This window comes from Dysgonomonas sp. Marseille-Q5470, assembly GCF_951230145.1.
Taxonomy (GTDB): domain Bacteria; phylum Bacteroidota; class Bacteroidia; order Bacteroidales; family Dysgonomonadaceae; genus Dysgonomonas.
Map to the genome: position 1 here is coordinate 96,073 of NZ_CATNVE010000009.1, position 24,900 is coordinate 120,972.

Sequence of the window (24,900 nt, forward strand, 5' to 3'; positions counted from 1 at the left end):
ATATATACAGGGAAGTTATAAACCGTGAACGGTATTATAACTTCCTTTGTTATCTAAATAGAATAAATAAAAATATGGCAGAATCAAATTTCATAGATTACGTCAAGATATACTGCCGATCGGGTAAAGGTGGTAGAGGTTCAACCCATTTCCGCAGGGAAAAGTATATACCGAAAGGTGGCCCTGACGGAGGTGACGGAGGTGACGGAGGTGATATTATTCTCCGAGCCAACCGAAACATGTGGACACTGCTCCACCTGAAATACCAACGACATGTTCTTGCAGGACATGGAGAAAGCGGATCGGGCAGATTGAGTACAGGTAAAAGTGGTGATTCTAAAATCATAGATGTTCCTTGCGGAACAGTAGCCTATGATGCCGAAACAGGAGAATATCTTTGCGACGTTACTGAAGACGGAAAAGAGGTAGTTCTATTGAAAGGAGGAAGAGGGGGAAAAGGAAACAACCACTTCAAAACCTCAACAAATCAGGCTCCCCGCTATGCACAGCCCGGCGAACCATTTCAAGAGCGCAGGGTCATACTGGAACTAAAAGTTCTTGCCGATGTAGGGCTTGTAGGTTTTCCGAATGCAGGAAAATCAACACTTCTATCGGTAGTTAGTGCAGCAAAACCCAAAATAGCAAATTATCCGTTTACTACCCTTGAACCTAAAATCGGGATCGTAAGTTATCGTGATTACAAATCATTTGTAATGGCTGACATACCGGGTATTATAGAGGGTGCAAGCGAAGGGAAAGGACTAGGATTGCGTTTCCTACGACATATTGAGCGTAACTCGCTTTTACTGTTTATGGTACCTGCCGATGCTGACGATATCCATCAAGAATACAGAGTTTTATTGAATGAATTGGCTCAGTACAATCCCGAATTGTTAGATAAGCGAAGAATATTAGCGATCTCGAAAGCTGATATGCTCGACGATGAACTAATGGAAGCGCTGGAAGCTGATCTACCCGAAATACCTCATATATTTATTTCATCCATTACAGGCTATAATATTACAGCCCTAAAAGATATGCTATGGCGTGAACTAAATGCAGACGGTGAATACAAAAAATCATTTGAAAGCATCACCCATCGCAACCTCGACATAAAAGTTGTGGAATTCGATGATGATGACGAATCTATCCCTGAAGATGACTACGAGGAAGAAGACTGGGATGAGGAAGAGGATGAAGATTTCGATCCGGATTTTTATTACGGAGAAGATACTGAAGAAGAAAATAAATAAGAAAAGCAAATGCCCTTTATCAACAGAGATCGAGGGCATTTCTTAAAATTAGGAATATGAATACAATTCGAAGCAACAGACTGAATCTACTTACATTTCCCTCTTTTCCAACAAAGAGCGTATCTGTTTTCACAACTACCATCCAAGGAGGAATTAGCACAGGAGCATACGCTTCTCTAAATCTCAGCCCCTATTCGGGAGATGATGCGGATTGTGTTAGTAAAAATCAGGAACTTCTTGCTGATGAAATAAATGTATCCATAGAAAACCTATACATCCCCTATCAGACTCATAACGATCAGATAGGAATCATTGACAATGACTTTCTGAACAAAAGTGATTTGGAAAAAGCAAAATCACTGAATGGGATTGATGCTTTAATCACCAATCAAAAAGATATTTGCATAGGAGTTACGACTGCCGATTGTGTGCCCATTCTTATATTTGATCCTGTACAACATGTGCTTGCTGCAATACATGCCGGATGGAAAGGTACTGTAGCCCGAATTGCAGAGAAAACAATAGAAAAGATGACAGAGCACTTCGACAGCAAACCTCAAGATCTAGTGGCAGGAATAGGCCCTTGCATCTCACAGAAACACTTTGAAGTAGGAGATGAAGTTGTGGATGCTTTTATTCAGACAGGATTTTCCATCACTGATATAGCATATCGCAATACTGAGAGCGGAAAAATGCACATAAATCTTGAATTGGCTAATAAATTGCTGTTAATTGAAGCCGGCATCGACAACAAGAATATAGAGACTGCGAACTTATGCACTTATTCTCATCCCGAACTTTTCTTCTCTGCCCGAAGACAGACAATCAATTCGGGGCGGATATTAACAGGAGGTGTATTGAAGTAAAATTTTGTACTTTTGTGTAGCAAACAAACAATAAAAAGACCGTTGATAATGAATCATATATTTTTTCCACCCGAATGGTATCCGCAAAGTGCAATACAGTTAACATGGCCTCATCCTGATACCGATTGGGATTATATGCTCGAAGAAGTTACTGCATGCTATGTGAATATAGCAGTAGAAATACTGAAAAGGCAAAAATTAATTGTTGTTTGTCACAATGCAGAAACCGTGAAATATGAGTTGAAAGAGCATAAAGACTTATTCCCAAACCTCACATTGGTAGAATTGCCAACCAATGATACATGGGCACGTGATCACAGCGGGATATCTGTTATCAATAATGGAAAAAAACAGGTGTATGATTTCACATTCAATGGATGGGGATTAAAGTTTGCATCGAACTACGACAATCAAATAAGCAGAGGCTTGTTCAAAAACGGTATATTTAAAAGTGATGTAGAGTTAATCAACAAGAAGGATTTTGCCCTCGAAGGAGGCGCATTGGAATCGGACGGAAAAGGCACACTTTTGACTACATCCGAATGCTTGCTTTCTGCGAACAGAAATTCCTTCATGTCGAAAGATGAAATAGAAAAGTATCTAAAAGAAGCCTTCGGACTAAATAAGATATTATGGTTAGATCATGGTTACCTAAGTGGAGATGATACTGATAGCCATATAGACACATTAGCTCGTTATTGCGACGAGCACACAATTGTATATGTAAAATGTGAAGATAAAAAAGACGAACACTATGAGGCTCTGGCCAAGATGGAGGAACAATTAAAAACCTTCACCGATTATCAAGGCAATCCTTATAAGTTAATCTCGCTGCCTATGGCAAAAGCCGTATACGACGAAGACAATGAAAGGCTTCCGGCGACTTACGCCAATTTTCTTATAATGAACGATGTTGTACTACTTCCATTCTACAACGATCAGGAAAGAGATACAGAGGCTAAAGAAAAATTAGAAATAGCTTTTCCAACAAGAGAAATCATAGGAATAGATTGTTCTTCCTTGATACGTCAACATGGTTCGTTGCACTGCATAACGATGCAATATCCCGATAATTTTGTATAATACCCAAGCGTTTATGAAAGATCAAAAAGCATTATTATTAAGGTGTATAAAAAATGATGTTCCGGCGATGGTATTTTCGGGAAACGACATATTATTTTTACCTTTACTTAAACAATATTATCTGGATGCCAAAAAGGGCGGGTGCACGCAAGAATTTCTGGATGACATTCAGTTAAGGATTGATGAGTTTGAGAAACATATACAAATGTCTCCCAATACAATTAAATTACCAGATTAGAGGATTATGAAAATAGGAATCATACAACAGGCAAATACTCCTGATATACAAAAAAATATAGCAGGACTAAAAGATAAAATCCGTAAGGCAGCAAACGAAGGTGCACAACTTATTGTTTTGCAAGAGCTGCACAATTCGCTTTATTTCTGTCAAGTAGAGGATACAAATATTTTTGATCTGGCCGAGACAATACCCGGACCGTCTACCGACGACTTTGGGACTCTGGCTAAAGAGCTAGGAGTTGTCATTGTACTTTCCCTATTCGAACGTCGTGCTCCCGGACTGTATCACAATACAGCTGTAGTAATAGAAAAAGACGGAACTATTGCAGGTAAATACCGCAAGATGCATATTCCTGACGATCCTGCTTATTACGAAAAATTTTATTTCACTCCCGGAGATCTTGGCTTTAAGCCCATCGAAACATCATTAGGCAAACTTGGAGTTTTGGTATGTTGGGATCAGTGGTACCCCGAAGCTGCACGCCTGATGGCAATGGCTGGGGCTGATATTCTTATTTACCCTACAGCTATAGGCTGGGAATCGACCGATACAGAAGACGAAAAAAACCGCCAGCTTGGCGCTTGGGTGATCTCTCAACGAGGACACGCAGTTGCTAACGGACTGCACGTTGTATCTGTAAATCGCACAGGATATGAACCCGACCCATCGGGACAAACCAATGGAATCACTTTCTGGGGAAACAGCTTCGTTGCAGGCCCTCAAGGCGAAATTCTATGGCAGGCATCCAACGACAAAGAAGAAGTACAAATAGTAGAGGTAGATATGAAGCGCTCTGAGCAGGTACGACGTTGGTGGCCATTCTTCCGAGACAGACGTATAGATGCATTCGGTGATATTACAAAGCGTTTTATCGATTAATATAGGTATACATTTGTAGGCTTCATATTATTCATTCGTACATATAACTTGGATAGTTATATAATACAAGGATCCTTAGTAGAGATAATAAGAACAGCCTTGTAGACAGACTTCTGTTTGTAATCTCAAGATAAGAATATCTTTTCCTATAAAAGATTTCACTTCGTTGAGAAATGTTTTTTAGTTCTGCCGGTTCTCCAAAACCGGCGAAACCGAGCCCATAAAAAGAGTATCTTATAAGTATAAAATTATCTATTAAGTAGAAAGCAATAGCGGATATTATATATTGTTTTTAGTCTTTGATAAAACTAGAAACAGAAAAAAGGTAACAATTAAAAACAGCAAATAAAGTGTCACTTTTGTCACCTTTTTGACAATAAGGATCTCTTTATATGCAACTTAAGCATTTCATAATATTTTAAATAAATCACCGTAAAGTCTACGACTACGGTGTAAAAACGATAAAAGGCTTTAAGCTAAATAAAAGTAAATTTGACAACAATGCCAGAAAAAGAAAACGAATTGTTTTTATCAAAAAGCATCCTTTGGCTGATGGCAATAGGTGCAGGCCTTGTAGTAGCCAACAATTACTACAATCAGCCCCTACTGGGCGTTATAGCCAAAGAACTGGGTGAATCTGAGTCAGCAACAAGTAAGGTCGCAATGTTTACCCAGATGGGATATGCTGCCGGATTATTACTTATAATTCCACTTGGTGACATGTTTAGACGAAAAAAGATTATCCTTATCGATTTCTTTTTCATAATCCTGTCATTAGTCGTTTTCGCTTTGAGTAAGTCCTTAATAGTCATGCTCGCAGCGAGCTTTTGTATCGGTCTTACATCTGTTGTTCCTCAGATATTTGTGCCCATAGCAGCCCAATTATCCCGTCCCGAAGAGAAGGGACGAAATGTAGGTATCGTTATGAGTGGATTGCTGATCGGTATTTTAGGCTCACGTGTTTTCAGTGGTGTTGTAGGAGAATATCTCGGCTGGCGGAATGTATTCCTCATTACTGCAGGACTCATGATTATACTTGCCGTACTCATCGCATGGATGTTACCAAATATGCAACCAACCTTTAAGGGCACTTACGGACAACTGATGGGATCTGTTATACGATATGCTAGAAGCATTCCGAGCTTACAATTAGCTTCATTAAGGGGAGCTTTGGGGTTTGCCTCTTTCTCTGCATTTTGGACTACCCTCACTTTCAGACTTCAAGAAGCTCCCTACTTTCAGGGAAGCGATGTGGCGGGATCTTTGGGCTTATTCGGAATAGCAGGCGCGCTGGCGGCTACCCTTGTAGGACAAGCATCGGGCAAAGTAAACAAAAACAAGCTTATAGCCATAGCGACCTTCATTATGATCGTTTCGTGGGGAGTGTTTGGGATGGCCGATAGTACTTATATAGGAATCATTGTGGGTATTATTCTTTTAGATATGGGGCTGCAAGCAATGCATGTCACCAATCAAACAATTGTACTATCATCCCAGCCAGAAGCTGCCAATCGTTTGAATACGGTATACATGGTCTCTTATTTCATAGGAGGTTCTATCGGTACATTCGTAGGAGGTAAGGCCTGGGGAGCTTATGGATGGAATGGCGTTGTATTTACAGGAGCCTTTTTTGTAAGCTTATGCCTTGTCGTACATTTAATTATAAGCAGAAAACCAAAATTCAACGAAAAATAGTTATCTTTACAACTATCAGAAATAAGATGTTTATGAATACACCATTACCTGAACGAATTTATAGGGAAGATCCATTGCCCAATATGGATGAGATAAGAGAGTTTATTGCACAGAAAGAAGCAGTGCAAGCCTTTGATTCGTTACTTGACTTTCTGAATGAAAACTATAACTTCGAACAAGAGATTTCTTTTGGAGGGAAAAATTATGGAGTAATTATTCGCTACCGCAAGAATGGTAAAACACTAGTATCCATACTTCCCGAAAAAGGTGCATTCTCAGTAATCCTTATATATGGTAAGAAAGAAGTTATAACGTTTAATGCGTACAGGGAGTCCTTCAGCAATATCTTCACAACGATATTCGATCAAACACCTCAGCTACATGATGGTAAATGGATGCTAATCAGAGTTGAGGACAGTTCTTTATTACAAGAGCTGGAACGCATGATAATGATAAAGAAAGCGATAAAGAGGGAGAAAAGAGAAGCGACAAACTAATTCGATAAACCTTTGTTTTCGCAAAAGGTGCATTTCTAGTTTAGTTCGAGAATCAATCTATTATTTATGCGAACGTCCTAAATAATAAGATACGACAAGCGAACCAACCTGCAATCCCATTAAGAGCCAGAATGCATTTCTCCTCCTATTTTTGCGTTTCAGAGCTTTTAACTCTTGCATTTGCTTTTCATTCAACAAGTCACATTCATGATTTTCCATATTATCTATTTTTTGTGTATTAACTTATTTATGTAACAAAGTAAGGCGTGATTTGATCATCTATTTTTGATAATTTATAAAATTCCAACCATTCTTTATCTTCAGGCTATTCATATCATTTTACCAAAAGAGCTATTGCCACGGCAGGAACAACAAACTTAACTACATTAAATATTTTTTTACTCATTGGCACCTGCCTTGATGGAGCTATCCCCGATCCTTGATAATACGTCTCCAGATCCTGAGCAAAATTTTCATCCCAGAATTCACGGGTGGTAGAGTCGGGAAAATAAAACAACTCTTGACAGAAACCGGACAAACGCCGATTGCGCATCTGCTTTTTTTCTATGACACCTTTAAACTCAACATCACAAAAGTAAGTGATCTCATCCTCCTTGCCAAATTCGTCTAGGGTCTGAAAACGATAGTAAGTATAGCAATCAGACATATAATATTTATCTCCTATCTTTTTGAAAGAGAAACGACCGACCTTTCTCTTTATTTTAACTCGGTTTCCCATATACCGCTTATACGGCTGACTAGCCAAAACAGAGTCGATAGACTCTATCTCCATAGAAGCAATAGTCATATCATCTTTATTAATAAGTATCTCACCTCTTGCCCAACCATCCTTGCCTTGAAGAGGCTCTATCTGCAAAACGATATATGAACTATCTGATGTAAAAGAACGTGTAGTTTCGTTATTCTCACTTTTGCCAAAGGTAAATAGATGTGAAGCATGATATTCTGCCCCGTACAATTCCGAAGTAGGAGTCACTGTTCGTTGCACACGCCTTATATCAATAATATTGAGCATATAAGGGACTCTCTCCCTTTTCATATTTTTCTTCAGATCCTTCTCTTTCAGTGTTGTTGCATACTTCATATATATTTCGTTCTGCAATGTATCCGACTTTTTTGTCTGCTGAAAGTGCAACAAGTATCCCAGATGAAGATCGAGCAGGAGCTTCTTCTTCGTGTTTTGCATTGCTTCATCCAACAGAGCATCTGCATCTCCCGGGCTAATAACAATGGGGTTAAGATATACAGGATTCAACTCCATGCGAACAACAGGGTTTATCAAAAGTGAACTTTTAGCAACAGATTTCACTTTGTAACCAATACATTGGAAGTGAATAACATCTTCGCTTACAGTCGGAATAGTATATCTTCCTTTAGTATCTGTATTAACATAGCCTCTCGAAGTGGCTCCATACTGTACTATTACATCCGCTATAGGTTTGTTGCTATCTTTATCGATCACTGTTCCTTGAATTAAAGTTTGTGCAAAAAGATGGGTACCGATAAAGGTCAATAAGACTAGAAAAAGACATTTTCTCATATAAAAGTTTTGAGTAAGTTATGCATAAATGGCACCCTATTTATAAAAACGCGATTTTCAATCGAATCATATATTTACACAGCAAACAGACAGTAAAAAACATTTAACGAAAACAAATTCATATATTTTAGTATGGAATACAGTAAATGTACATTGTATTTTTGTACCTTTATCGCGCAGTTATTAAAATTCTATTTTTAATAGCATTTTTTAATAAATCGCTATACATAAAACTATCATACAGTTACCATGTCTATACTCTATCAAGCAGAGGAAGTAAAACTTCCGTCTATAAAGAAACGTAAAACTACAGACTGGATAAAACTGGTTGCCACATCTTATGGTAAACAGATTGGAGATATTTCATTTATTTTTTGCTCCGACAAAAAAATACTTGAAGTAAATAACCAGTATTTGCAACACGACTATTATACTGATATTATTACATTCGACTACAGTGAAGATGATATAATATCGGGGGACATCTTCATCAGTGTAGATACAGTCAAAAGCAACTCTGAAACGTTCGGAACGAATTACGATGAGGAGCTTAACCGTATTATAATACACGGAATACTACATCTGTGTGGGATCAACGACAAGGGGCCCGGAGAAAGAGAATATATGACTGAATGCGAAAACAAAGCATTAAAAATATTGGAGGCATAGACAATCGTGCAAAAACTTCTGAGCAAATTATATTATATCGTACCAATCTGCTGTTTCTTCCCGTTCTTCTCAGCACCGTTGGCTTTATTTCTCGGTATAATACTCGCTTTTTTCTATAAAGGGGAGGAAGTAGTTAAAACAGGAAAGCTAACAAAATATCTCCTGCAAGCATCTATTGTATGCATGGGTTTTTCGATGTCGATGCATGAGGTTATCCAAACAGGGAAAACAGGTTTTATGATCACTGTAGGCTCTGTTCTTATAACAGTTTTAGCGGGTATCGGACTTGGATTATTACTGAAAGTAGGAAAAAACACAACATTACTTATATCTAGCGGAACAGCTATTTGTGGAGGGAGTGCCATTGCTGCCGTTGCCCCGGTTTTGGGGGCAAAAAACAACGAGATAAGTTTTTCACTTGCTGTTGTTTTCGTATTAAATGCTGTAGGGTTATTTATTTTCCCAGCTATCGGACATCTGCTTCAAATGGATCAGACCCATTTCGGATATTGGGCTGCCATAGCTATACACGACACCAGCTCGGTAGTAGGAGCTTGTTCGGCATACGGAGAGCAGGCCCTGCAAGTAGGTACAACGGTAAAACTAACACGTACACTCTGGATTATACCGCTTGCACTATGCATCGCGTTCTTTAATAAAAATAAAACCTCGAAAATAACAATCCCTTGGTTTATATTTCTGTTTGTTGTTGCTATCATTATAGGAAACTATATTCCCGGAATGACAGAAACAAACGAGCATCTCAGCTGGCTTGGAAAAAAAGGAATGATGATTTCTTTATTCTTCATCGGAGCCTCTATTAATCTGGAAGAAGTAAAAAAAACAGGCGTAAACACCTTTCTTCTAGGCATTCTTCTTTGGTTTGTAATAGCTGTATTATCTTTATACTGGATTAAACTAATGTTTTAATGAACAAAATTGTAGACAAAGAGTATTTCTCAGAAAACGTAGTTAAGTTTGAGGTTGAAGCACCTCTTATCGCTAAAAGCCGTAAGGCCGGCCACTTTGTCATTGTACGTGTTGGCGAGAAAGGCGAGCGTATACCTTTAACCATTGCAGCATCTGACCTTAACAAAGGAACTATCACTATTGTTATTCAGGCTGTAGGAGCCTCTTCAAAAAAGATTTGCGAACTAAATGTGGGCGATTACATAACCGATATTGTTGGCCCGCTAGGACAAGCAACCCATATCGAAAACTACGGAACGGTTATCTGTGCCGGAGGTGGAGTAGGTATTGCGCCAATGCTTCCAATTATAGAAGCGATGAAAAGAGCCGGAAATAAAGTTATTTCTGTCTTGGCAGCACGCACCAAAGATCTTGTGATACTCGAAAAACAAGTAGCCGAATACTCGGACGAAGTAATAGTTATGACAGACGATGGTTCGTACGGACACAAAGGATTGATTACAAATGGTGTTGAGATGGTAATTAATCGTGAAAAGGTAGACTTATGTGTAACCATAGGCCCTGCTATTATGATGAAATTCGTTTCTTTACTGACTCAGAAATACAATATTCCTACAATGGCTTCATTAAATACCATTATGGTAGACGGCACAGGCATGTGCGGTGCTTGTCGTGTATCGGTAGGAGGAAAAACTAAATTTGTATGTGTTGATGGTCCCGAGTTTAATGCTCACGAAGTAGATTTCGACGAAATGCTAATGAGGCTAAGAGCTTATAGTTAAATTAATTATTGAGTAAAATTAAAAATATCAGCTCAGTCTTATTATCTATAACTAATTACTTACAACTTACGACTAAAAATGACAGAACAAGAATATATACAAGCACGCCGAAGCGAACCATGGAGAGAGGAACTGCGTAAAACCATGAAGGCTAAAGAACGAGGAGAAAAATCTCGTGTACACATGCCCGAGTTGGATGCTGAATACAGAAGCCACTCCCTGAAAGAAGAAGTTAATTTAGGACTTACGGCCGAACAAGCTATGGCAGAAGCGGCACGATGTCTCGACTGCGCAAACCCTACTTGTATGGAAGGTTGTCCGGTGGGAATCCAAATACCAACCTTCATTAAAAACATAGAGCGTGGCGAATTTCTTGAAGCAGCTAAAGTGCTGAAAGAAACAAGCGCCTTGCCTGCTGTCTGCGGACGTGTATGCCCACAAGAAAAGCAGTGTGAAGCGAAATGTATCTATATACAAAAGATGAAAAAAGAGCCCGTAGCTATCGGATACTTAGAGCGCTTTGCGGCAGACTATGAGCGTGAAAGCGGACAAATAGCTATACCCGAACTGGCTCCTGCCAATGGCATAAAAATAGCAGCTGTAGGCTCAGGCCCGGCCGGACTTTCTTTTGCCGGAGATATGGCAAAACGAGGATATGACGTAACTGTATTTGAGGCACTACATGAGATTGGGGGCGTTCTTAAATATGGTATACCAGAGTTCCGTCTTCCAAACGAAATAGTAGACGTTGAAATAAATGTGCTTCGTGATATGGGGGTTAAGTTTGTCAAGAACTGTATTGTTGGAAAAACGATTACCCACGAAGATCTGAGAGAAAAAGGCTTCAAGGGGATTTTTGCTGCAAGCGGAGCAGGGCTTCCTAACTTCATGAATATTCCGGGAGAAAATCTGATTGGAGTGATGTCGTCTAATGAATATCTTACCCGTGTCAACCTGATGGATGCATCAAACCCGGAAAGTGACACCCCTGTGCAAATGGGTAAGAAAGTTGCTGTTATAGGTGCAGGTAACACTGCTATGGATGCGATACGTACAGCAAAACGTTTGGGTGCAGAAAAAGCATATATTATTTATCGCCGATCGGAAGAGGAAATGCCGGCCCGTATAGAGGAAGTAAAACATGCCAAAGAAGAAGGTATTGAGTTCTATACGCTGCATAATCCAATTAAGTACGAAGGTGATGAAAAAGGTCATGTAAAACGGATGCTCCTACAAAAAATGGAACTTGGCGAACCGGACGCATCTGGTCGTCGTAAGCCTATAGCAATCCAAGGAGCTACTGAATGGTTCGACATAGATGAAGTAATAGTCAGTGTTGGAGTATCTCCAAATCCATTAATCCCTTCAACATTTAAAGGACTTCAAGTTTCTAAGTGGGGAACAATTATTGTGAATCAGGAAACAATGCAGTCTGATCTATCAGACGTATATGCAGGCGGTGACATCGTTCGTGGGGGAGCAACAGTTATTCTCGCCATGGGTGATGGACGTAAAGCTGCTGCAGCAATGGATAAAGCATTAAAAGGATAAAAAAAGATCTATTTATATAAGTAAGCCCTCATTGATAAAAATCAATGGGGGTTTCGTTTTTTATCAAAAAATACAGATAAGATTTTCAATCCATTCGCAGCATAAGTATTATAGAATCACATCCTTTCTCCAGAAGGGTTAATTTTACATTCAGAATCAAAAAGATTGCGCACTTTTATCTTCTTTGTGCAACCCATATGAGTAGTGAACAAAAAATAGAAAGATTACGTTTTTTTTATGACAAATTGACAATTTTAATATTGTTTTTGTTTATTTATTCGGATATAAAAAGCTAAATTTGTGAGGCTATTAAAGGATTGATATACAATTAATGAATTAATATATTTAGAGTGTACATAGCCTGCATTTTATGTTACTCTTATCAGTATAATACCTAAAAAAAGTTATGGGAAGAGAAATTAAATTCAGCCTCGTTTATCGTGACATGTGGCAGTCATCGGGAAAGTACCAGCCGCGTGTTGACCAATTGACACAAGTTGCACCGGTTATTATTGACATGGGATGTTTTGCTCGTGTTGAAACGAATGGTGGCGCTTTTGAACAAGTAAATTTGCTTTACGGAGAAAATCCAAACAAAGCAGTTCGTGAATGGACAGCTCCTTTCAACAAAGTTGGCATCCAAACACACATGCTTGAACGTGGATTAAATGCTCTACGCATGTACCCTGTTCCAAAAGATGTTCGTCAATTGATGTTTAAAGTAAAACATGCACAAGGGACTAATATCTCTCGTTCGTTTGATGGATTGAATGACCCTCGCAACCTTGAACTTTCTGTAAAATATGCAAAAGAAGCCGGCATGATTTCTCAGGCTGCTCTTTGTATTACTTCGTCCCCTATCCATACTGTAGAATACTATGTAAACTTTGCTGACAAATTAGTAGAGTTTGGAGCTGACGAATTATGCTTAAAAGATATGGCCGGTGTAGGACGTCCTGCTTTCCTCGGCAAATTAGTGAAAGCTCTAAAAGACCGTCATCCAAATATTCCGATTCAGTATCATGGACACACAGGCCCGGGCTTCTCTGTAGCTTCTATGCTCGAAGTTGCACGTGCAGGTGCTGACTATGTAGATACAGCAATCGAACCTTTAGCATGGGGAATGGTGCACCCTGATATTATCACAATACAGGCAATGCTCAAAAATGCAGGATTCTCCGTACCTGATATCAATATGAGCGCTTATATGGAAGCTCGCGCATTGACGCAATCATTCATAGACGACTTCTTAGGATATTGGATCGACCCTTCAAACAAAATAATGACATCTCTGCTTGTAGGCTGCGGTCTTCCGGGAGGTATGATGGGCTCTATGATGGCCGACCTTAGAGGTATGCATTCTGCTATCAATATGGCTCTTCGCAACAATGGTAAGGCTGAAGTTACATTGAATGACCTTGTTGTACAATTATTCGAAGAAGTAGAATATATATGGCCTAAACTTGGTTATCCGCCACTCGTAACACCATTCAGCCAATATGTGAAAAATATCGCATTGATGAATATATTCTCGATGGCTCAGGGACAACCTCGTTTCTCTAACATCGACAAAGACAGCTGGAATATGATACTTGGTAAAACAGGTACGCTTCCTGGCAAGCTGGATGAAGAAATCGTTGAATTGGCTAAAGCAAAAGGACTTGAATTCTATACAGGCAATCCACAGGATGAATACCCTGACGCTCTTGATTCATATCGCAAAGAAATGGATGAAAACGGCTGGGATTACGGACAAGATGACGAAGAATTGTTTGAATTAGCAATGCACGACCGTCAATACCGTGACTACAAATCAGGACTGGCAAAAGAACGTTTCAATATAGACCTTGAAAAAGAAAAGGAAAAAGCCGGAGCTCCAATCATCGTAACACGTCAGGTAGTAGAAGTTCCTGCATTTGATGCGGAAGCGATTAAAGCTAAATATCCGGAAGCAAAACCTCTTCAAGCTACTGTTAGCGGACAGGTTATTTGGCAAGTTGATGTAGACGACGTTTCTACTGCTCCTGTTGTTGGCACATCTGTAAAAGAAGGTGATGTTGTATGTTTTGTTCAAACTTATTATGGTATCGAAGAAGTAAAAGCTCTTACTTCAGGAAAGATTATCCAAATAGAAACAAAACAAGGCGCAAAAGTTCAAAAGAATCAGGTTTTAGCTTATATAGACTAAAAGTATCTGATTTCATATATAAAAAAGCATCATTAATAATGATGCTTTTTTTTGCATATATCCAATTGAAATTGAAGAAAAGGCATTATGTATTATTTAACAATATTAAACCCCCAATAAAATTATCACAATAGCTCTAAAACATTTACCTTTGGCGAAATTTTGAAATAAAGTTTCGCGGAAAAATAAAGGGAAAAATGAAAAAGCTATTATTATTTACAATTTTGTTGGGGGCATTAAACATCTACGCCCAATCTCCAGAAAAAAACAAATACACGATCTTATTAACAGGCGCATCATTTGCCTCATCAAACAACGGTTGGTTCGAGTTAGCTTGCAAAACGCTCGATGCTACTCCCATAAACAAGGCCATAGGGGGAGAAGCTATTGCTGATGCGGCGAATAAGATGGCAGCCGATACGCTTTATACAAAACAGCAACTAGAAGATATAGATACTTTCGTAATAATGCATGTACACGATGAAGATGTTGCCAGTGAAAACGGTCTTAAAGAAAACTATAAAGATTATAAGACACCCTTCGACAGGTCAAATTATGCAGCTGCATACGACTATGTTATCAAGCATTACATTACAGATTGTTACAATTTGAAATTTGATAAAAATTCAAAGTATTATAATACCCCGAGCGGAAAACCTGCAACAATAGTTCTATGCACGCACTGGCATGACGCACGCATAATATACAATTCAGCAATACGCAAGCTGGCTGACAGATGGGGCTTTCCGGTTGTAGAATTCGACAAATATATCGGGTTCTCTAAAAATCACTTACACCCTGTTACCGGAAAGCAATATAGCATTTTGTATGCTCATAATAACGAAAAAGTAAATGGTGTAGAGTATGGATGGCATCCGTATAACGGAGAAGACAAGTATATACAACAACGTATGGCTGCTATATTCAGCGATTTGATGAAAAAAGTTCTACCTTTGAAGTAGAATTATGCTATATTACAAAGAATATATAACTGCCTCAACCCTATTGGGAATATGGAAGATAGAGGAAACCAGCGAAGAGCTGTTTTCTCTACTTGCCCATAACGAATGGATTCAGAATATATATACAGTAAAGGCTGAATCGAGAGTACTCGAAATATTATCGACGAGGATATTGATAAAAGCACTTACTGGAGAAGAAAAAGAAGTGCGCTACAACACTACAGGGAGACCATTCCTTGCCGATGAATCATATCACATGAGCGTGTCCCACACCAAAGGTTATGTAGCTGTAGCTATCAATAAAGAGAAAGCCATAGGGCTGGATGTGGAGTATATATCAGAAAAGATAAGAAGAGTACAGAGTCGTCTTATTTCGGACAAGGAATATATTGACAAGGACAATGAACTCATCCACCTCCTACTCCACTGGTCGGCAAAAGAAGCTATGTTTAAGTACCTTGATACCGAAGGTGTTGATTTCCGAAAAAATTTATTTGTAAGTAAGTTTACTCCTGAAGAGAAAGGAGCATTCAATACCAAAGAAACACGGTCGCCACAACACACCGAATTTAAAGCATATTACAAGGTCGAAAAAGAGTTTGTGTTGGTATGTATTGAGGAGAAAAGTTAAAGAACGAAACCATTCAAAGATTATTATAAAACGGTAGTTTGCGAATCATTCAATATAGCAATCCGATGTTCTTTTTCCATAAACTTAAAAAACATATACAGGCGATATTCAAATTCTAACCCATAATATCTATTTGCTTCATAATCAATTTTCACTTCATAGATATCGGGATTGTAGTGCAGCGGCTGACTATAACGATAATTCCATTCGCTTACCATCATTGCATTTTGTATCTTTAACGAAGAAGCAGAATAGAATTCTTTGGGCTTTTGCATAAGCAAGAAAGTTTCATAACCGGGATCAAGGACTGTTATTTCGTAAACGACACTCTCTTCTTTTTTCTTTTGTAGATAATCTTTAGTGTATATGAAAATACCCCCCTTTTCTCCTCGTGAGCCATATATAGCTGTTGCCATTTGATCTTTTAGTACATCTATCGAATCAATAGTTTGTATATCTATACTATTACTATCAAAATCTATATCCATAGGTAAGTCATTCAATACATAAAGAGGGTATAAGCTTCCTTTTATCGTATTTTTATGAACGAAATTAACAGGCAAGTCTAAAGACTTTCTCTTAACTGAATCTATAATAAAATAAGGATTTGATATTTGGGGAATATTTAATGTTGTATTACGACGAACAAACTCTAGATTTCGCTGCACATTAACCGTCCCTTGACCAAAACACAAACAAGGAATAATAAATAAAAAAACAACCATCATTCTTTTCATAGCCATTCAGATTACCTTCTTCAAATATAACGAATTACAATAAATAAAAAACAAAAGTAGCATGAATAAAATCCATGCTACTCTATATTGTCAAATGAAGAATGTCAACTCACGCAAGGCGGCTTACTTCCTTCACCCCTTTCACCGTTTTTAGTTTTTTTATCAGCCCGTTGAGCATATCTGTATTATTCAGCGTCACCGACATATTACCCTGAAACAATCCATCATTCGAGTCGATGCTGATAGAACGCATGTTTATACCCTGTTCTTTAGCTATAATAGAGGTCAAGTTATTAATTATGCCGATATCATCATTCCCTATTATCCTGAGTGTAACAGTATAGGTAGACCCCGATTTACCCGACCACTTGGCAGGAATCACACGATAAGCAAAACGTGAAAACATATCATGGGCATTCGGACAATTTATTCGATGGATTTTTATTCCCTGCGATGACACAAAACCAAATATCTCGTCACCATATATTGGATTACAACATTTTGCCAACTTATAATCTACTCCTGTCAGGTTTTGATCTATAATTAATTCCTCTTTGCTCGAAGAATCTTTCTTTGTTTCAGGAGTATATACAACGTAATTCTCGGCACTTATAGCCTCATGTTTGTCATGCTGTTCTGTTTCTTTTTTCTCTAGGTCAAGATATTGATCTATAACAGAATTGACATCAAGACTTTCTTCTGCTATCTTAATATAGAAGTCGGTGATTGTCTTGAAACCAAGCTTTTTGATCAGACGCATCATTATCGACTCGTTGATCTCTATCTTCCTGTTCTTTACCCGACGCTTGAGTTGCTCCTTGGCAATCTCCACCTGCTTATTCGCTTCTTCCTTGAGGCTTTGGCGTATTTTATTCTTCGCTTTCGATGTAGTTACAAAATTGAGCCAGTCTTGTTTTGGCGACTGATTGGGTGAAGTGAGGATCTCTATTTGGTCTCCGTTCGACAATTTATGGCGGATAGAAACATTACGTCCATTCACTTTACCCGAAACACAGGTAGAACCAATGCGAGAGTGTATCGAAAAAGCAAAGTCAAGCACCGTTGCCCCATTCGGCAGTTTATGCAAGTCTCCCTTTGGAGTAAATACATAGATCTCATCATCGTAGAGGTCGAGCTTAAAGTTCTCTAATTTCTCACCTGAATCAAGACTTTTGTTTTCGAGCATTTCACGCAACCCGGTCAACCAGTCGTCCATCTTCGACTGACTTTTCACACCTTTGTACTTCCAGTGTGCTGCCAATCCACGCTCAGCAATCTCATCCATACGACGGGTACGTATCTGCACCTCTACCCAACGGGATTCATGCCCCATAACCGTGGTATGCAACGACTCGTAACCATTGCTTTTGGGAATAGAAAGCCAATCTTTGAGCCTTTTGGGATTCGGTGTATAAAGATCGGTTACAATCGAATACGCCTGCCAACACTCAGGTTTTTCTTTATCTAAAGGGGAGTTTAAGACTATGCGAATAGCAAACAAGTCATAAATTGACTCAAAATCTATCTTTTGCTTTTTCAGCTTATTATTAATGGATGATATAGACTTCACACGCCCCTTTATATCATATTTCAGCCCGGTCTCTTTCAATCTGGCATCTATCGGTGCTATAAATTCGGCAATGTATTTATCACGTGAAGCTTTACTTTCACTTATTTTTTCTACAATATAGTCATAAGACTCTCTATCGGTATATTTCAGATAAAGGTCTTCGAACTCCGTTTTTATATTATACAGTCCCAACTTGTGTGCCAATGGAGTATAAAGAAACGAAACTTCTACTGCCAATTGCAATCGATGTTGTTCGCTATACTTTTCGGCATTTCGGATACGATGGAGCCGGCTCGCTATTTTTATAAGAATTACCCGCATATCCTCGGCGAGTGTTATCAACAGCTTTATGTAATTGTCCGAAGCCATAGCCGATTCGTTCATTTCCAAAGCATTGATCTTCATCAACCCCGACACAATATTTGCTATATCTTTACCAAATATCGTAGATACTTCTTCCAGCGATATAGACTTATGCATTACAGGACGATAGACAAGTAAGGCCAAAATTGCAGCACTTTTCAGCCCAAGTTCTTCCATGAGAATAATAGATGAACTCACTGTAAGATTTGTAATACTACCAATCTTCTGATCTTTAGCATAGACTCCATCAGCCAATGCCTTCTTTATGACTTTCCTTATTTTCTCAAATTCATCAGGAGTGAGATTAGAATCCAACCCTCTCATCAATCTTTTGAATTTGGAATAAGTCAGGCCTTTATCGTTATATGTGGGGAAATTGTCATTCATTTTCTCTACAAAATATGAGTATATATAATTAAATTGACAAAGACAGGAAAAGATAAATCATATTAATCTCGTATCCGTTTGTAAAATTAACGCTTTTTTGAAAGTGACACGTCTTTTTTATAACAGATGTTTTAATTTTTTCATATTTAGAAACTTTATGCTTTTAGCAGACGTTTTAATGATCAAAGCATTTTAACTTTGCTTATGTTAAATAAACAACCTTGTTTCTCTAGAATAGAAACGGTATAGATTTCAAAAAAACAATTTATATAAAGCTAAGATGAAGGCAAACGATTACGCTAAACTCGAGAAAGATTATGACTTCAAAAGGCATTACTTTAATAACACATTCTGGTGGAAAACACTACTGATGGTGCCACCTATATGTTTCTTGTTTGTTGGACTTGTAGGAATAATATACTTGTTCAATAGTGACATGCTCGTATCGTGGTATATTATCCCTTATCTTTTTTTGTTCACTGTTGGCACTATTTGGCTAAAAGCCCTGAAAAGGCACATATTGAAAGCTGCAATGACTACAGAAGGGGCTTTTCATATTTGTCTTGCCACACCATTGGGAGACAAAGGAGACTACACTTATGCCGCATTTGCAAACAATACACGCCGACATGATAAATACTATATCACAAATCTGGTAAAAGAAATATCTCTTCACGACCTCTTGGCTAAACATGAAGTGTCTTTCAAAAAAGAAGCTATTCTTATACGTGACGAAGAAAGTGACAGTGATATATATGTAAAAGCCTATCCTAAAAAAGAAATAAACAAGCGGAATGCAGGATGGAGCTTAAGCGAGGGTTATTTTCCGGTGTTATATATAAACGACAAAAATGTTCCGATAATAAGAAGAAAAGATTTAGTGAGGAAATCATAATTCAATTTCATCTTAACAGGATTTTCACAAGTCTTTTATACCTTTGACACTCAAAATATCAAAGAACATAATTCATGGTTGAAAAAGACTCCAAAAACAAGAAATTTTCCACCCGCATTATCAGTGAAAAATTTTTCAAAAAAGATGTGCATGGTGCAATATCTATGCCTATTTATCGCAATGCTGCCTTCGAGTTTGCCGACTCTGAAAGTATAGCGGCTGCTTTTCAGTACAAAGAAGAGATCCCTTCACACACATATACACGCATAACGAACCCGTCTGTAGAAAATCTGGAACGAAAGATTAAAACAGCATCAGGTGCAGAAAACGTAATGATGGTAGCATCAGGAATGGCCTCAATCTCGAATACTTTCCTTACCATTGCTTATGCCGGAAGTAACATTGTAACATCACCTCACTTGTTTGGCAATACATTTTCGCTATTTAAATTTACCCTTGCAGCATTCGGAGTTGAAGTGCGCTTTGTAAACACCGACAATCTGGAACAGATAGCGTCAGCTATAGACGAAAATACATGTGCCTTCTTTTGCGAATTAATAACGAATCCGCATTTAGAGATAGCCAATCTCCCCGAAATATCAAAGATATTGAGAGCTAGAAATGTACCTATGATCGTTGATAGCACTATTATTCCTTGGTGTGGCTTCGATGCCAGAAAAGCAGGTGTAGATATTGAGGTAGTTTCTACAACAAAATATATATCAGGTGGAGCTACGAGTATTGGAGGAGCAATCCTCGATTACGGTACGTTCGACTGGACGCACAACAAGCGTTTAGCAAATGTAGCAAAAACCGAGGGTGTATCTCAGTTCTCATTTAAGCTGAAACGTGAGATAGCCCGCAATATAGGGGCTGCAATGGACCCAGATACAGCCTACCAACAATCGCTAGGTATGGAAACGCTGGAATTACGTTTCGAAAAAATGTCTGAAACGGCATATGAATTGGCACAATTCCTTTCAGAACTGCCGGATGTCGTTAAAGTAGGTTATCCAAAATTAACCGGCTCTGCATATAAAAATATATCGGATTCCCTGTTTGTTGGTAATCCGGGTGCTATGCTGACATTTAGCCTGAAAGACAAAAAAGCTTGTTACGACTTCATGGATAAACTTTGCATTATCCGCAGAGCAACAAACTTGTTCGATAATAAAACATTAATTATACACCCAGACTCAACCATCTATGGCACATTTACACCCGAGATGAAGGAGATAATGGGTATAGAAAGTAATCTTATGCGCCTCTCTGTAGGTCTCGAAGATCCGGATGACCTTAAAGCTGACATATTGCAAGCTTTAGGTAAACAAAACTAATCTTGATTTTTAATTGTTATAAGATTATATCATTCAAAGAAAAAGTAGTACTTTTGTGCTCTGATTATGCGAAACGCAAATAATTGGGGCTAAATAGCTGATATAATGAAGATATTGATACTAAATGGACCAAATTTGAACCTGTTGGGAAAACGTGAACCGGAAGTTTACGGGAACATTTCTTTCGAAAATTATTTTACCCAATTGCAACAAAACTATCCAGATTGCGAATTATCTTATTTTCAGTCCAATCACGAAGGAGCTATTATAGACAAAATACATGAAACCGGATTTACATACGATGGCATTGTGCTCAATGCGGGAGCATATACGCATACTTCCATTGCCATACATGATGCCATAAAGGCTGTAACAACTCCGGTAGTTGAGGTGCATATCTCAAATATTCATACCCGTGAGAATTTCCGACACAAATCAATGATCGCTGCAGCCTGCAAAGGTTCTGTCGTTGGGTTAGGTCTGTTATCATACGAATTTGCTATCGACTATTTTCTGAAAGCAAAGAAAATATAAGATTGCAAGTGCAAATCTTTTAAAGAACTATATATTAAATAAAATTCCATTTATGACTCAGAAAAAAACGAAAATTGTAGCTACAATTTCAGACATGCGTTGTGATGTTGATTTTATTCGTGCATTATATAACGAAGGGATCAATGTTGTAAGGATGAACTCTGCCCACATGACAGAAGAAGGGTTTATCAAAGTAATGACTAATGTACGTGCCGTATCTTCACACATTGGTATTATGATGGATACTAAAGGACCGGAAATACGTACAACAGCTACAGCTTCAGGAGAAAAAATAGTTGTTAAAACCGGAGACAAAATCAAAGTTATCGGTGATATCAACATCCTATCTACTCCCGAGCAAGTTTCACTTTCATATCCAAGCATTATAGAAGATGTGCCGGTAGGCAGCACACTATTGATTGACGACGGAGAAACTGCACTAAAAGTAATCGATAAAACTGCAGAATATCTACTTTGCGAAGTACAAAACGATGGTACAATCGGTAGCCGCAAGAGCGTTAATATCCCTGGAGTAAAAGTAAACCTTCCTTCAATTACAGCAAAAGACAGAAGAAGTATCGAAATCGCTATCAAAAACAAAGCTGACTTCATCGCTCACTCTTTTGTAAGACATAAACAAGACGTATTAGACGTACAAAAGATTTTGGACGAATACAACAGCCCTATCAAAATCATCGCTAAGATTGAAAACCAAGAAGGTGTTGACAATATCGACGAAATCTACGAAACAGCTTATGGCGTGATGGTAGCTCGTGGCGACCTTGGTATTGAAGTTCCACAAGAAAAAATACCTGGAATCCAACGTTTGCTTATCCGTAAAGCCGTAGAATATAAAAAACCGGTTATCGTAGCAACTCAAATGTTGCACACAATGATCGAAAATCCACGTCCTACTCGTGCAGAGGTTACAGATATTGCAAATGCAGTATATTATGGAACAGATGCAGTGATGCTTAGTGGAGAAACTGCTTATGGTAAATATCCGATCGAGGCTGTTCGCGCTATGGCTCAGATTGCTGCTGCTGCCGAACAATCTAAATTAGAAGAAAAAGCTATGCCGGTTCCTTTCAAAGATAGAGAATACGGAAGAACATCATTCCTAGCTAAGCAAGCTGTTAAATCTTGCAATCAACTTGGAGTGAAAGCTATTGTTACAGACAGTATGACCGGACGTACAGCACGTACTCTTGCCGCATTCCGCAGCAAATGTCCTGTATATGCATTCTGCAACAAAGAAGAAGTTGCTCGCTGGTTATCATTGAGTTACGGTGTAGATCCTCACTTCCAAGAAGATGCTGGTCTTACTAAAAACCACAAAGAATATTTCGTTAGAGCATTAAACCAACTTCAATTAGACGGAGTATTAAGCTCAGGTGACTATGTTACTTATTTGAGTGGAACTTTCTCTGATGGTAAAGGTGGAACATCTTTCCTTGAAATCGAAAAAGTTGGTGCTGTAATGGAACAAGGTGAGAAATTTTTCGTTCCTGTGGACTAATCGAACTTAAAATTTATTTATATAAAAGGGTGCTTCCAAAAGCACCCTTTTTATTTTGCATCTGTTGACTCTTCCTAAAATAGCTTAATATAAAAACCATTAATCTCGAAAACAATGAGAAATCATGTATATTTGAAACCGGACAAACGCAATACTAACAAAATAGACAAAGGCCCACAAAATGAAAATCCATATTTTATTATTTATTCTCCTTCTTTCACCGATCGTTTATATCATTGGGCAAAATCATGATATTAATAAAATACTAAAAGAATTAGATGATGCTTTTGACAATCAAAACAAATATGACCAATTAAAAGAAGAACGTTTGAGCGAATTAAAAAAGAAAGTCAACCTAACCCAATCTCTAGAAAAACAATACGATATAAATAAGATTATAGTAAATGAATATAATACGTACATAAGTGATTCTGCAATTTTTTATGCTGCTAGAAATGTAGAGATATCTAAAGCGCTAAACAAAAAACGAGATGAAGATGAATCCCAGATATTACTTGCCAGAACATATGCCCGTGGGGGACTTTTTACTCAAGCAGAGGAAATATTAAAATCGATAAAAGTAAAAAAGTTACCTGATGATTTACGAGAAAAATATTATTCAGCCTATGCCCGTTCATATGAAGCACTGATAGATCATATAAATAATGAAAAGTACTCCGCTAGGTATGAAAAAAAGATGATCGCTTTTTTGGATTCAGCACGTCAAATATATTCAAAAGATAAAAATGATATCATTGATTATGTTTATATTGACTATTGGGAGAAGAAAACCGGACATCTTGAGCATCTATTAACTCTTCTACCAACATTAAATCCCGAGTCTCAAGATTATGCTATTATCTCTACTCTTATAGGAATAGAGTATTGGGAACGTGGTGATAATCTAGAACTGCCAATAATGTATTTAGCCCAAGCTTCTCTGGTGAATATCAAGTCTGCAATCAAAGATCCAATAATACTAATGAACCTAGCCCTCTTGCTTCATGAAACTAACGATTCGGAGAGAGCTTATAAAATCGCAATAAAAGCACTTAATGATGCAAATTTTTACAATTCAAAACATCGTAACAAAATCATATTAGAAACCTTTCCGATAATCGAAGAAACGTATCAAAACAAAATAATAGAACAAAGACAAGATTTAACAATGTACCTTATTATTATGATAGTATTTGCTATCGGACTTCTTTTTACATGCCTTTGCGTATACAGACAAATTCGTATTATTAAAAAGAATCGGAAGCAACTAAAACTACTTAATGATAGTTTGGATAAAGCGAACAATATCAAAGAAGAATATATTGGATACTTTTTGAAACAATACTCAATTTATATAGAAAAACTGGAAGAATTTAAACAATCTGTATACCGAAAGATAAAAGCGGGCCAAACAAATGACTTATTGGCAACAATGTCAGTATCAACAAATACAAAAAAAGAAATAGAAGGATTATATAGCAATTTTGATATGGCTTTCCTTAATATCTACCCAAGCTTTGTAAATGAAATTAATGCCCTGCTAAAAGAAGAAGAACGATATAAATTAAAGTCAAATGAATTAAATACAGAGTTACGAATATTTGCTCTTATACGCCTCGGAATAACAGATAATAAACATATCGCATCTTTTCTTCGCTATTCTATGCAAACGATATACAACTACAGGAGTAAAGTCAAAGCAAAAGCTCTGGCTGATAATGAAAATTTTGAAGAAAAAATAAAAAACATAGGTGCTATCATAAAATAACT

At 37.8% G+C, this 24,900-nt stretch carries 23 protein-coding genes; 19 read left to right on the top strand and 4 right to left on the bottom strand.

Features of this window, described 5'->3' with window-relative positions:
- The first annotated feature begins 74 nt into the window (after positions 1–74).
- From obgE to QOX35_RS13655, 7 genes are all read left to right on the top strand, one after another.
- On the top strand, positions 75–1,253 hold the full coding sequence (gene obgE / locus QOX35_RS13625) for a GTPase ObgE (RefSeq protein WP_283687400.1): 1,179 nt from the start codon (positions 75–77) through the stop codon (positions 1,251–1,253).
- A 56-nt stretch (positions 1,254–1,309) separates the two neighbouring features.
- On the top strand, positions 1,310–2,119 hold the full coding sequence (gene pgeF, locus QOX35_RS13630; protein ID WP_283687401.1) for a peptidoglycan editing factor PgeF: 810 nt from the start codon (positions 1,310–1,312) through the stop codon (positions 2,117–2,119).
- Between the two features lie 48 nt (positions 2,120–2,167).
- On the top strand, positions 2,168–3,202 hold the full coding sequence (locus tag QOX35_RS13635; RefSeq protein WP_283687402.1) for an agmatine deiminase family protein: 1,035 nt from the start codon (positions 2,168–2,170) through the stop codon (positions 3,200–3,202).
- Between the two features lie 13 nt (positions 3,203–3,215).
- Complete coding sequence (locus QOX35_RS13640) at positions 3,216–3,440, top strand: hypothetical protein (RefSeq protein ID WP_006842014.1); 225 nt, start codon at positions 3,216–3,218, stop codon at positions 3,438–3,440.
- Positions 3,441–3,446: 6 nt separating this feature from the next.
- On the top strand, positions 3,447–4,322 hold the full coding sequence (locus QOX35_RS13645) for a carbon-nitrogen hydrolase (protein ID WP_283687403.1): 876 nt from the start codon (positions 3,447–3,449) through the stop codon (positions 4,320–4,322).
- 501 nt (positions 4,323–4,823) lie between these two features.
- Positions 4,824–6,017 (top strand): MFS transporter, encoded by a 1,194-nt coding sequence (locus QOX35_RS13650; RefSeq protein ID WP_283687404.1) that lies wholly within the window; start codon positions 4,824–4,826, stop codon positions 6,015–6,017.
- A 32-nt stretch (positions 6,018–6,049) separates the two neighbouring features.
- Positions 6,050–6,514, top strand: a complete 465-nt coding sequence (locus QOX35_RS13655; RefSeq protein ID WP_283687405.1) for a DUF3788 family protein — start codon at positions 6,050–6,052, stop codon at positions 6,512–6,514.
- Between the two features lie 60 nt (positions 6,515–6,574).
- Here QOX35_RS13655 and QOX35_RS13660 read toward each other — a convergent pair whose 3' ends face one another.
- Together QOX35_RS13660 and QOX35_RS13665 are read right to left on the bottom strand one after the other, a co-directional pair.
- Positions 6,575–6,733, bottom strand: a complete 159-nt coding sequence (locus QOX35_RS13660) for a hypothetical protein (protein WP_283687406.1) — start codon at positions 6,731–6,733, stop codon at positions 6,575–6,577.
- A 115-nt stretch (positions 6,734–6,848) separates the two neighbouring features.
- Positions 6,849–8,075 (bottom strand): carboxypeptidase-like regulatory domain-containing protein, encoded by a 1,227-nt coding sequence (locus QOX35_RS13665; RefSeq protein ID WP_283687407.1) that lies wholly within the window; start codon positions 8,073–8,075, stop codon positions 6,849–6,851.
- A 249-nt stretch (positions 8,076–8,324) separates the two neighbouring features.
- Between QOX35_RS13665 and ybeY the strand changes: the two genes are divergently transcribed.
- The 7 genes from ybeY (at position 8,325) to QOX35_RS13700 (ending at position 15,788) form a co-directional block, all read left to right on the top strand.
- Positions 8,325–8,744: an rRNA maturation RNase YbeY gene (ybeY, locus tag QOX35_RS13670; protein ID WP_135107043.1), complete on the top strand. Its 420-nt coding sequence runs from the start codon at positions 8,325–8,327 to the stop codon at positions 8,742–8,744.
- A 6-nt stretch (positions 8,745–8,750) separates the two neighbouring features.
- A complete protein-coding gene (locus tag QOX35_RS13675) occupies positions 8,751–9,674 on the top strand; it encodes a YeiH family protein (protein WP_135107045.1) in 924 nt (307 codons plus the stop codon).
- Positions 9,674–10,456 (top strand): sulfide/dihydroorotate dehydrogenase-like FAD/NAD-binding protein, encoded by a 783-nt coding sequence (locus QOX35_RS13680; RefSeq protein ID WP_135107047.1) that lies wholly within the window; start codon positions 9,674–9,676, stop codon positions 10,454–10,456. The genes QOX35_RS13675 and QOX35_RS13680 overlap by 1 nt, the downstream gene beginning before the upstream one ends.
- Positions 10,457–10,534: 78 nt before the next feature.
- Positions 10,535–12,007 (top strand): NADPH-dependent glutamate synthase, encoded by a 1,473-nt coding sequence (gene gltA / locus QOX35_RS13685; RefSeq protein WP_283687408.1) that lies wholly within the window; start codon positions 10,535–10,537, stop codon positions 12,005–12,007.
- A gap of 406 nt (positions 12,008–12,413) precedes the next feature.
- Positions 12,414–14,195, top strand: a complete 1,782-nt coding sequence (locus tag QOX35_RS13690) for a hydroxymethylglutaryl-CoA lyase-like TIM-barrel protein (protein ID WP_006842002.1) — start codon at positions 12,414–12,416, stop codon at positions 14,193–14,195.
- Between the two features lie 197 nt (positions 14,196–14,392).
- Positions 14,393–15,157 (top strand): DUF5040 domain-containing protein, encoded by a 765-nt coding sequence (locus QOX35_RS13695; RefSeq protein ID WP_283687409.1) that lies wholly within the window; start codon positions 14,393–14,395, stop codon positions 15,155–15,157.
- Positions 15,158–15,161: 4 nt separating this feature from the next.
- Complete coding sequence (locus QOX35_RS13700; RefSeq protein ID WP_283687410.1) at positions 15,162–15,788, top strand: 4'-phosphopantetheinyl transferase family protein; 627 nt, start codon at positions 15,162–15,164, stop codon at positions 15,786–15,788.
- A 23-nt stretch (positions 15,789–15,811) separates the two neighbouring features.
- On the opposite strand, the gene QOX35_RS13705 is transcribed toward QOX35_RS13700, so the two are convergent.
- Together QOX35_RS13705 and QOX35_RS13710 are read right to left on the bottom strand one after the other, a co-directional pair.
- Positions 15,812–16,525, bottom strand: a complete 714-nt coding sequence (locus QOX35_RS13705; protein WP_283687411.1) for a DUF6146 family protein — start codon at positions 16,523–16,525, stop codon at positions 15,812–15,814.
- A gap of 109 nt (positions 16,526–16,634) precedes the next feature.
- A complete protein-coding gene (locus QOX35_RS13710) occupies positions 16,635–18,845 on the bottom strand; it encodes a RelA/SpoT family protein (protein WP_283687412.1) in 2,211 nt (736 codons plus the stop codon).
- 280 nt (positions 18,846–19,125) lie between these two features.
- Here QOX35_RS13710 and QOX35_RS13715 point away from each other — a divergent pair, with 280 nt between their 5' ends.
- The 5 genes from QOX35_RS13715 to QOX35_RS13735 all read left to right on the top strand — a co-directional run bounded on the left by QOX35_RS13715 (position 19,126) and on the right by QOX35_RS13735 (position 24,898).
- Positions 19,126–19,740 carry a hypothetical protein gene (locus QOX35_RS13715; RefSeq protein ID WP_283687413.1) on the top strand — a complete coding sequence of 205 codons (615 nt, stop codon included), beginning with the start codon at positions 19,126–19,128 and terminating at the stop codon, positions 19,738–19,740.
- A 74-nt stretch (positions 19,741–19,814) separates the two neighbouring features.
- Positions 19,815–21,077 (top strand): PLP-dependent transferase, encoded by a 1,263-nt coding sequence (locus QOX35_RS13720; protein WP_283687414.1) that lies wholly within the window; start codon positions 19,815–19,817, stop codon positions 21,075–21,077.
- 105 nt (positions 21,078–21,182) lie between these two features.
- Complete coding sequence (gene aroQ, locus QOX35_RS13725) at positions 21,183–21,611, top strand: type II 3-dehydroquinate dehydratase (protein WP_135107067.1); 429 nt, start codon at positions 21,183–21,185, stop codon at positions 21,609–21,611.
- A 52-nt stretch (positions 21,612–21,663) separates the two neighbouring features.
- On the top strand, positions 21,664–23,130 hold the full coding sequence (gene pyk, locus QOX35_RS13730) for a pyruvate kinase (RefSeq protein ID WP_135107069.1): 1,467 nt from the start codon (positions 21,664–21,666) through the stop codon (positions 23,128–23,130).
- A 181-nt stretch (positions 23,131–23,311) separates the two neighbouring features.
- Positions 23,312–24,898, top strand: coding sequence for a DUF6377 domain-containing protein (locus QOX35_RS13735; protein ID WP_283687415.1), 1,587 nt, complete (start codon positions 23,312–23,314; stop codon positions 24,896–24,898).
- Positions 24,899–24,900: the final 2 nt, after the last annotated feature.

Bases quoted from the DNA above. Each gene is read 5' to 3' on its own strand.
- obgE (WP_283687400.1), top strand. From the start codon at position 75: ATGGCAGAATCAAATTTCATAGATTACGTCAAGATATACTGCCGATCG.
- pgeF (WP_283687401.1), top strand. From the start codon at position 1,310: ATGAATACAATTCGAAGCAACAGACTGAATCTACTTACATTTCCCTCT.
- QOX35_RS13635 (WP_283687402.1), top strand. From the start codon at position 2,168: ATGAATCATATATTTTTTCCACCCGAATGGTATCCGCAAAGTGCAATA.
- QOX35_RS13640 (WP_006842014.1), top strand. From the start codon at position 3,216: ATGAAAGATCAAAAAGCATTATTATTAAGGTGTATAAAAAATGATGTT.
- QOX35_RS13645 (WP_283687403.1), top strand. From the start codon at position 3,447: ATGAAAATAGGAATCATACAACAGGCAAATACTCCTGATATACAAAAA.
- QOX35_RS13650 (WP_283687404.1), top strand. From the start codon at position 4,824: ATGCCAGAAAAAGAAAACGAATTGTTTTTATCAAAAAGCATCCTTTGG.
- QOX35_RS13655 (WP_283687405.1), top strand. From the start codon at position 6,050: ATGAATACACCATTACCTGAACGAATTTATAGGGAAGATCCATTGCCC.
- QOX35_RS13660 (WP_283687406.1), bottom strand. From the start codon at position 6,733: ATGGAAAATCATGAATGTGACTTGTTGAATGAAAAGCAAATGCAAGAG.
- QOX35_RS13665 (WP_283687407.1), bottom strand. From the start codon at position 8,075: ATGAGAAAATGTCTTTTTCTAGTCTTATTGACCTTTATCGGTACCCAT.
- ybeY (WP_135107043.1), top strand. From the start codon at position 8,325: ATGTCTATACTCTATCAAGCAGAGGAAGTAAAACTTCCGTCTATAAAG.
- QOX35_RS13680 (WP_135107047.1), top strand. From the start codon at position 9,674: ATGAACAAAATTGTAGACAAAGAGTATTTCTCAGAAAACGTAGTTAAG.
- gltA (WP_283687408.1), top strand. From the start codon at position 10,535: ATGACAGAACAAGAATATATACAAGCACGCCGAAGCGAACCATGGAGA.
- QOX35_RS13690 (WP_006842002.1), top strand. From the start codon at position 12,414: ATGGGAAGAGAAATTAAATTCAGCCTCGTTTATCGTGACATGTGGCAG.
- QOX35_RS13695 (WP_283687409.1), top strand. From the start codon at position 14,393: ATGAAAAAGCTATTATTATTTACAATTTTGTTGGGGGCATTAAACATC.
- QOX35_RS13700 (WP_283687410.1), top strand. From the start codon at position 15,162: ATGCTATATTACAAAGAATATATAACTGCCTCAACCCTATTGGGAATA.
- QOX35_RS13705 (WP_283687411.1), bottom strand. From the start codon at position 16,525: ATGAAAAGAATGATGGTTGTTTTTTTATTTATTATTCCTTGTTTGTGT.
- QOX35_RS13710 (WP_283687412.1), bottom strand. From the start codon at position 18,845: ATGAATGACAATTTCCCCACATATAACGATAAAGGCCTGACTTATTCC.
- QOX35_RS13715 (WP_283687413.1), top strand. From the start codon at position 19,126: ATGAAGGCAAACGATTACGCTAAACTCGAGAAAGATTATGACTTCAAA.
- QOX35_RS13720 (WP_283687414.1), top strand. From the start codon at position 19,815: ATGGTTGAAAAAGACTCCAAAAACAAGAAATTTTCCACCCGCATTATC.
- aroQ (WP_135107067.1), top strand. From the start codon at position 21,183: ATGAAGATATTGATACTAAATGGACCAAATTTGAACCTGTTGGGAAAA.
- pyk (WP_135107069.1), top strand. From the start codon at position 21,664: ATGACTCAGAAAAAAACGAAAATTGTAGCTACAATTTCAGACATGCGT.
- QOX35_RS13735 (WP_283687415.1), top strand. From the start codon at position 23,312: ATGAAAATCCATATTTTATTATTTATTCTCCTTCTTTCACCGATCGTT.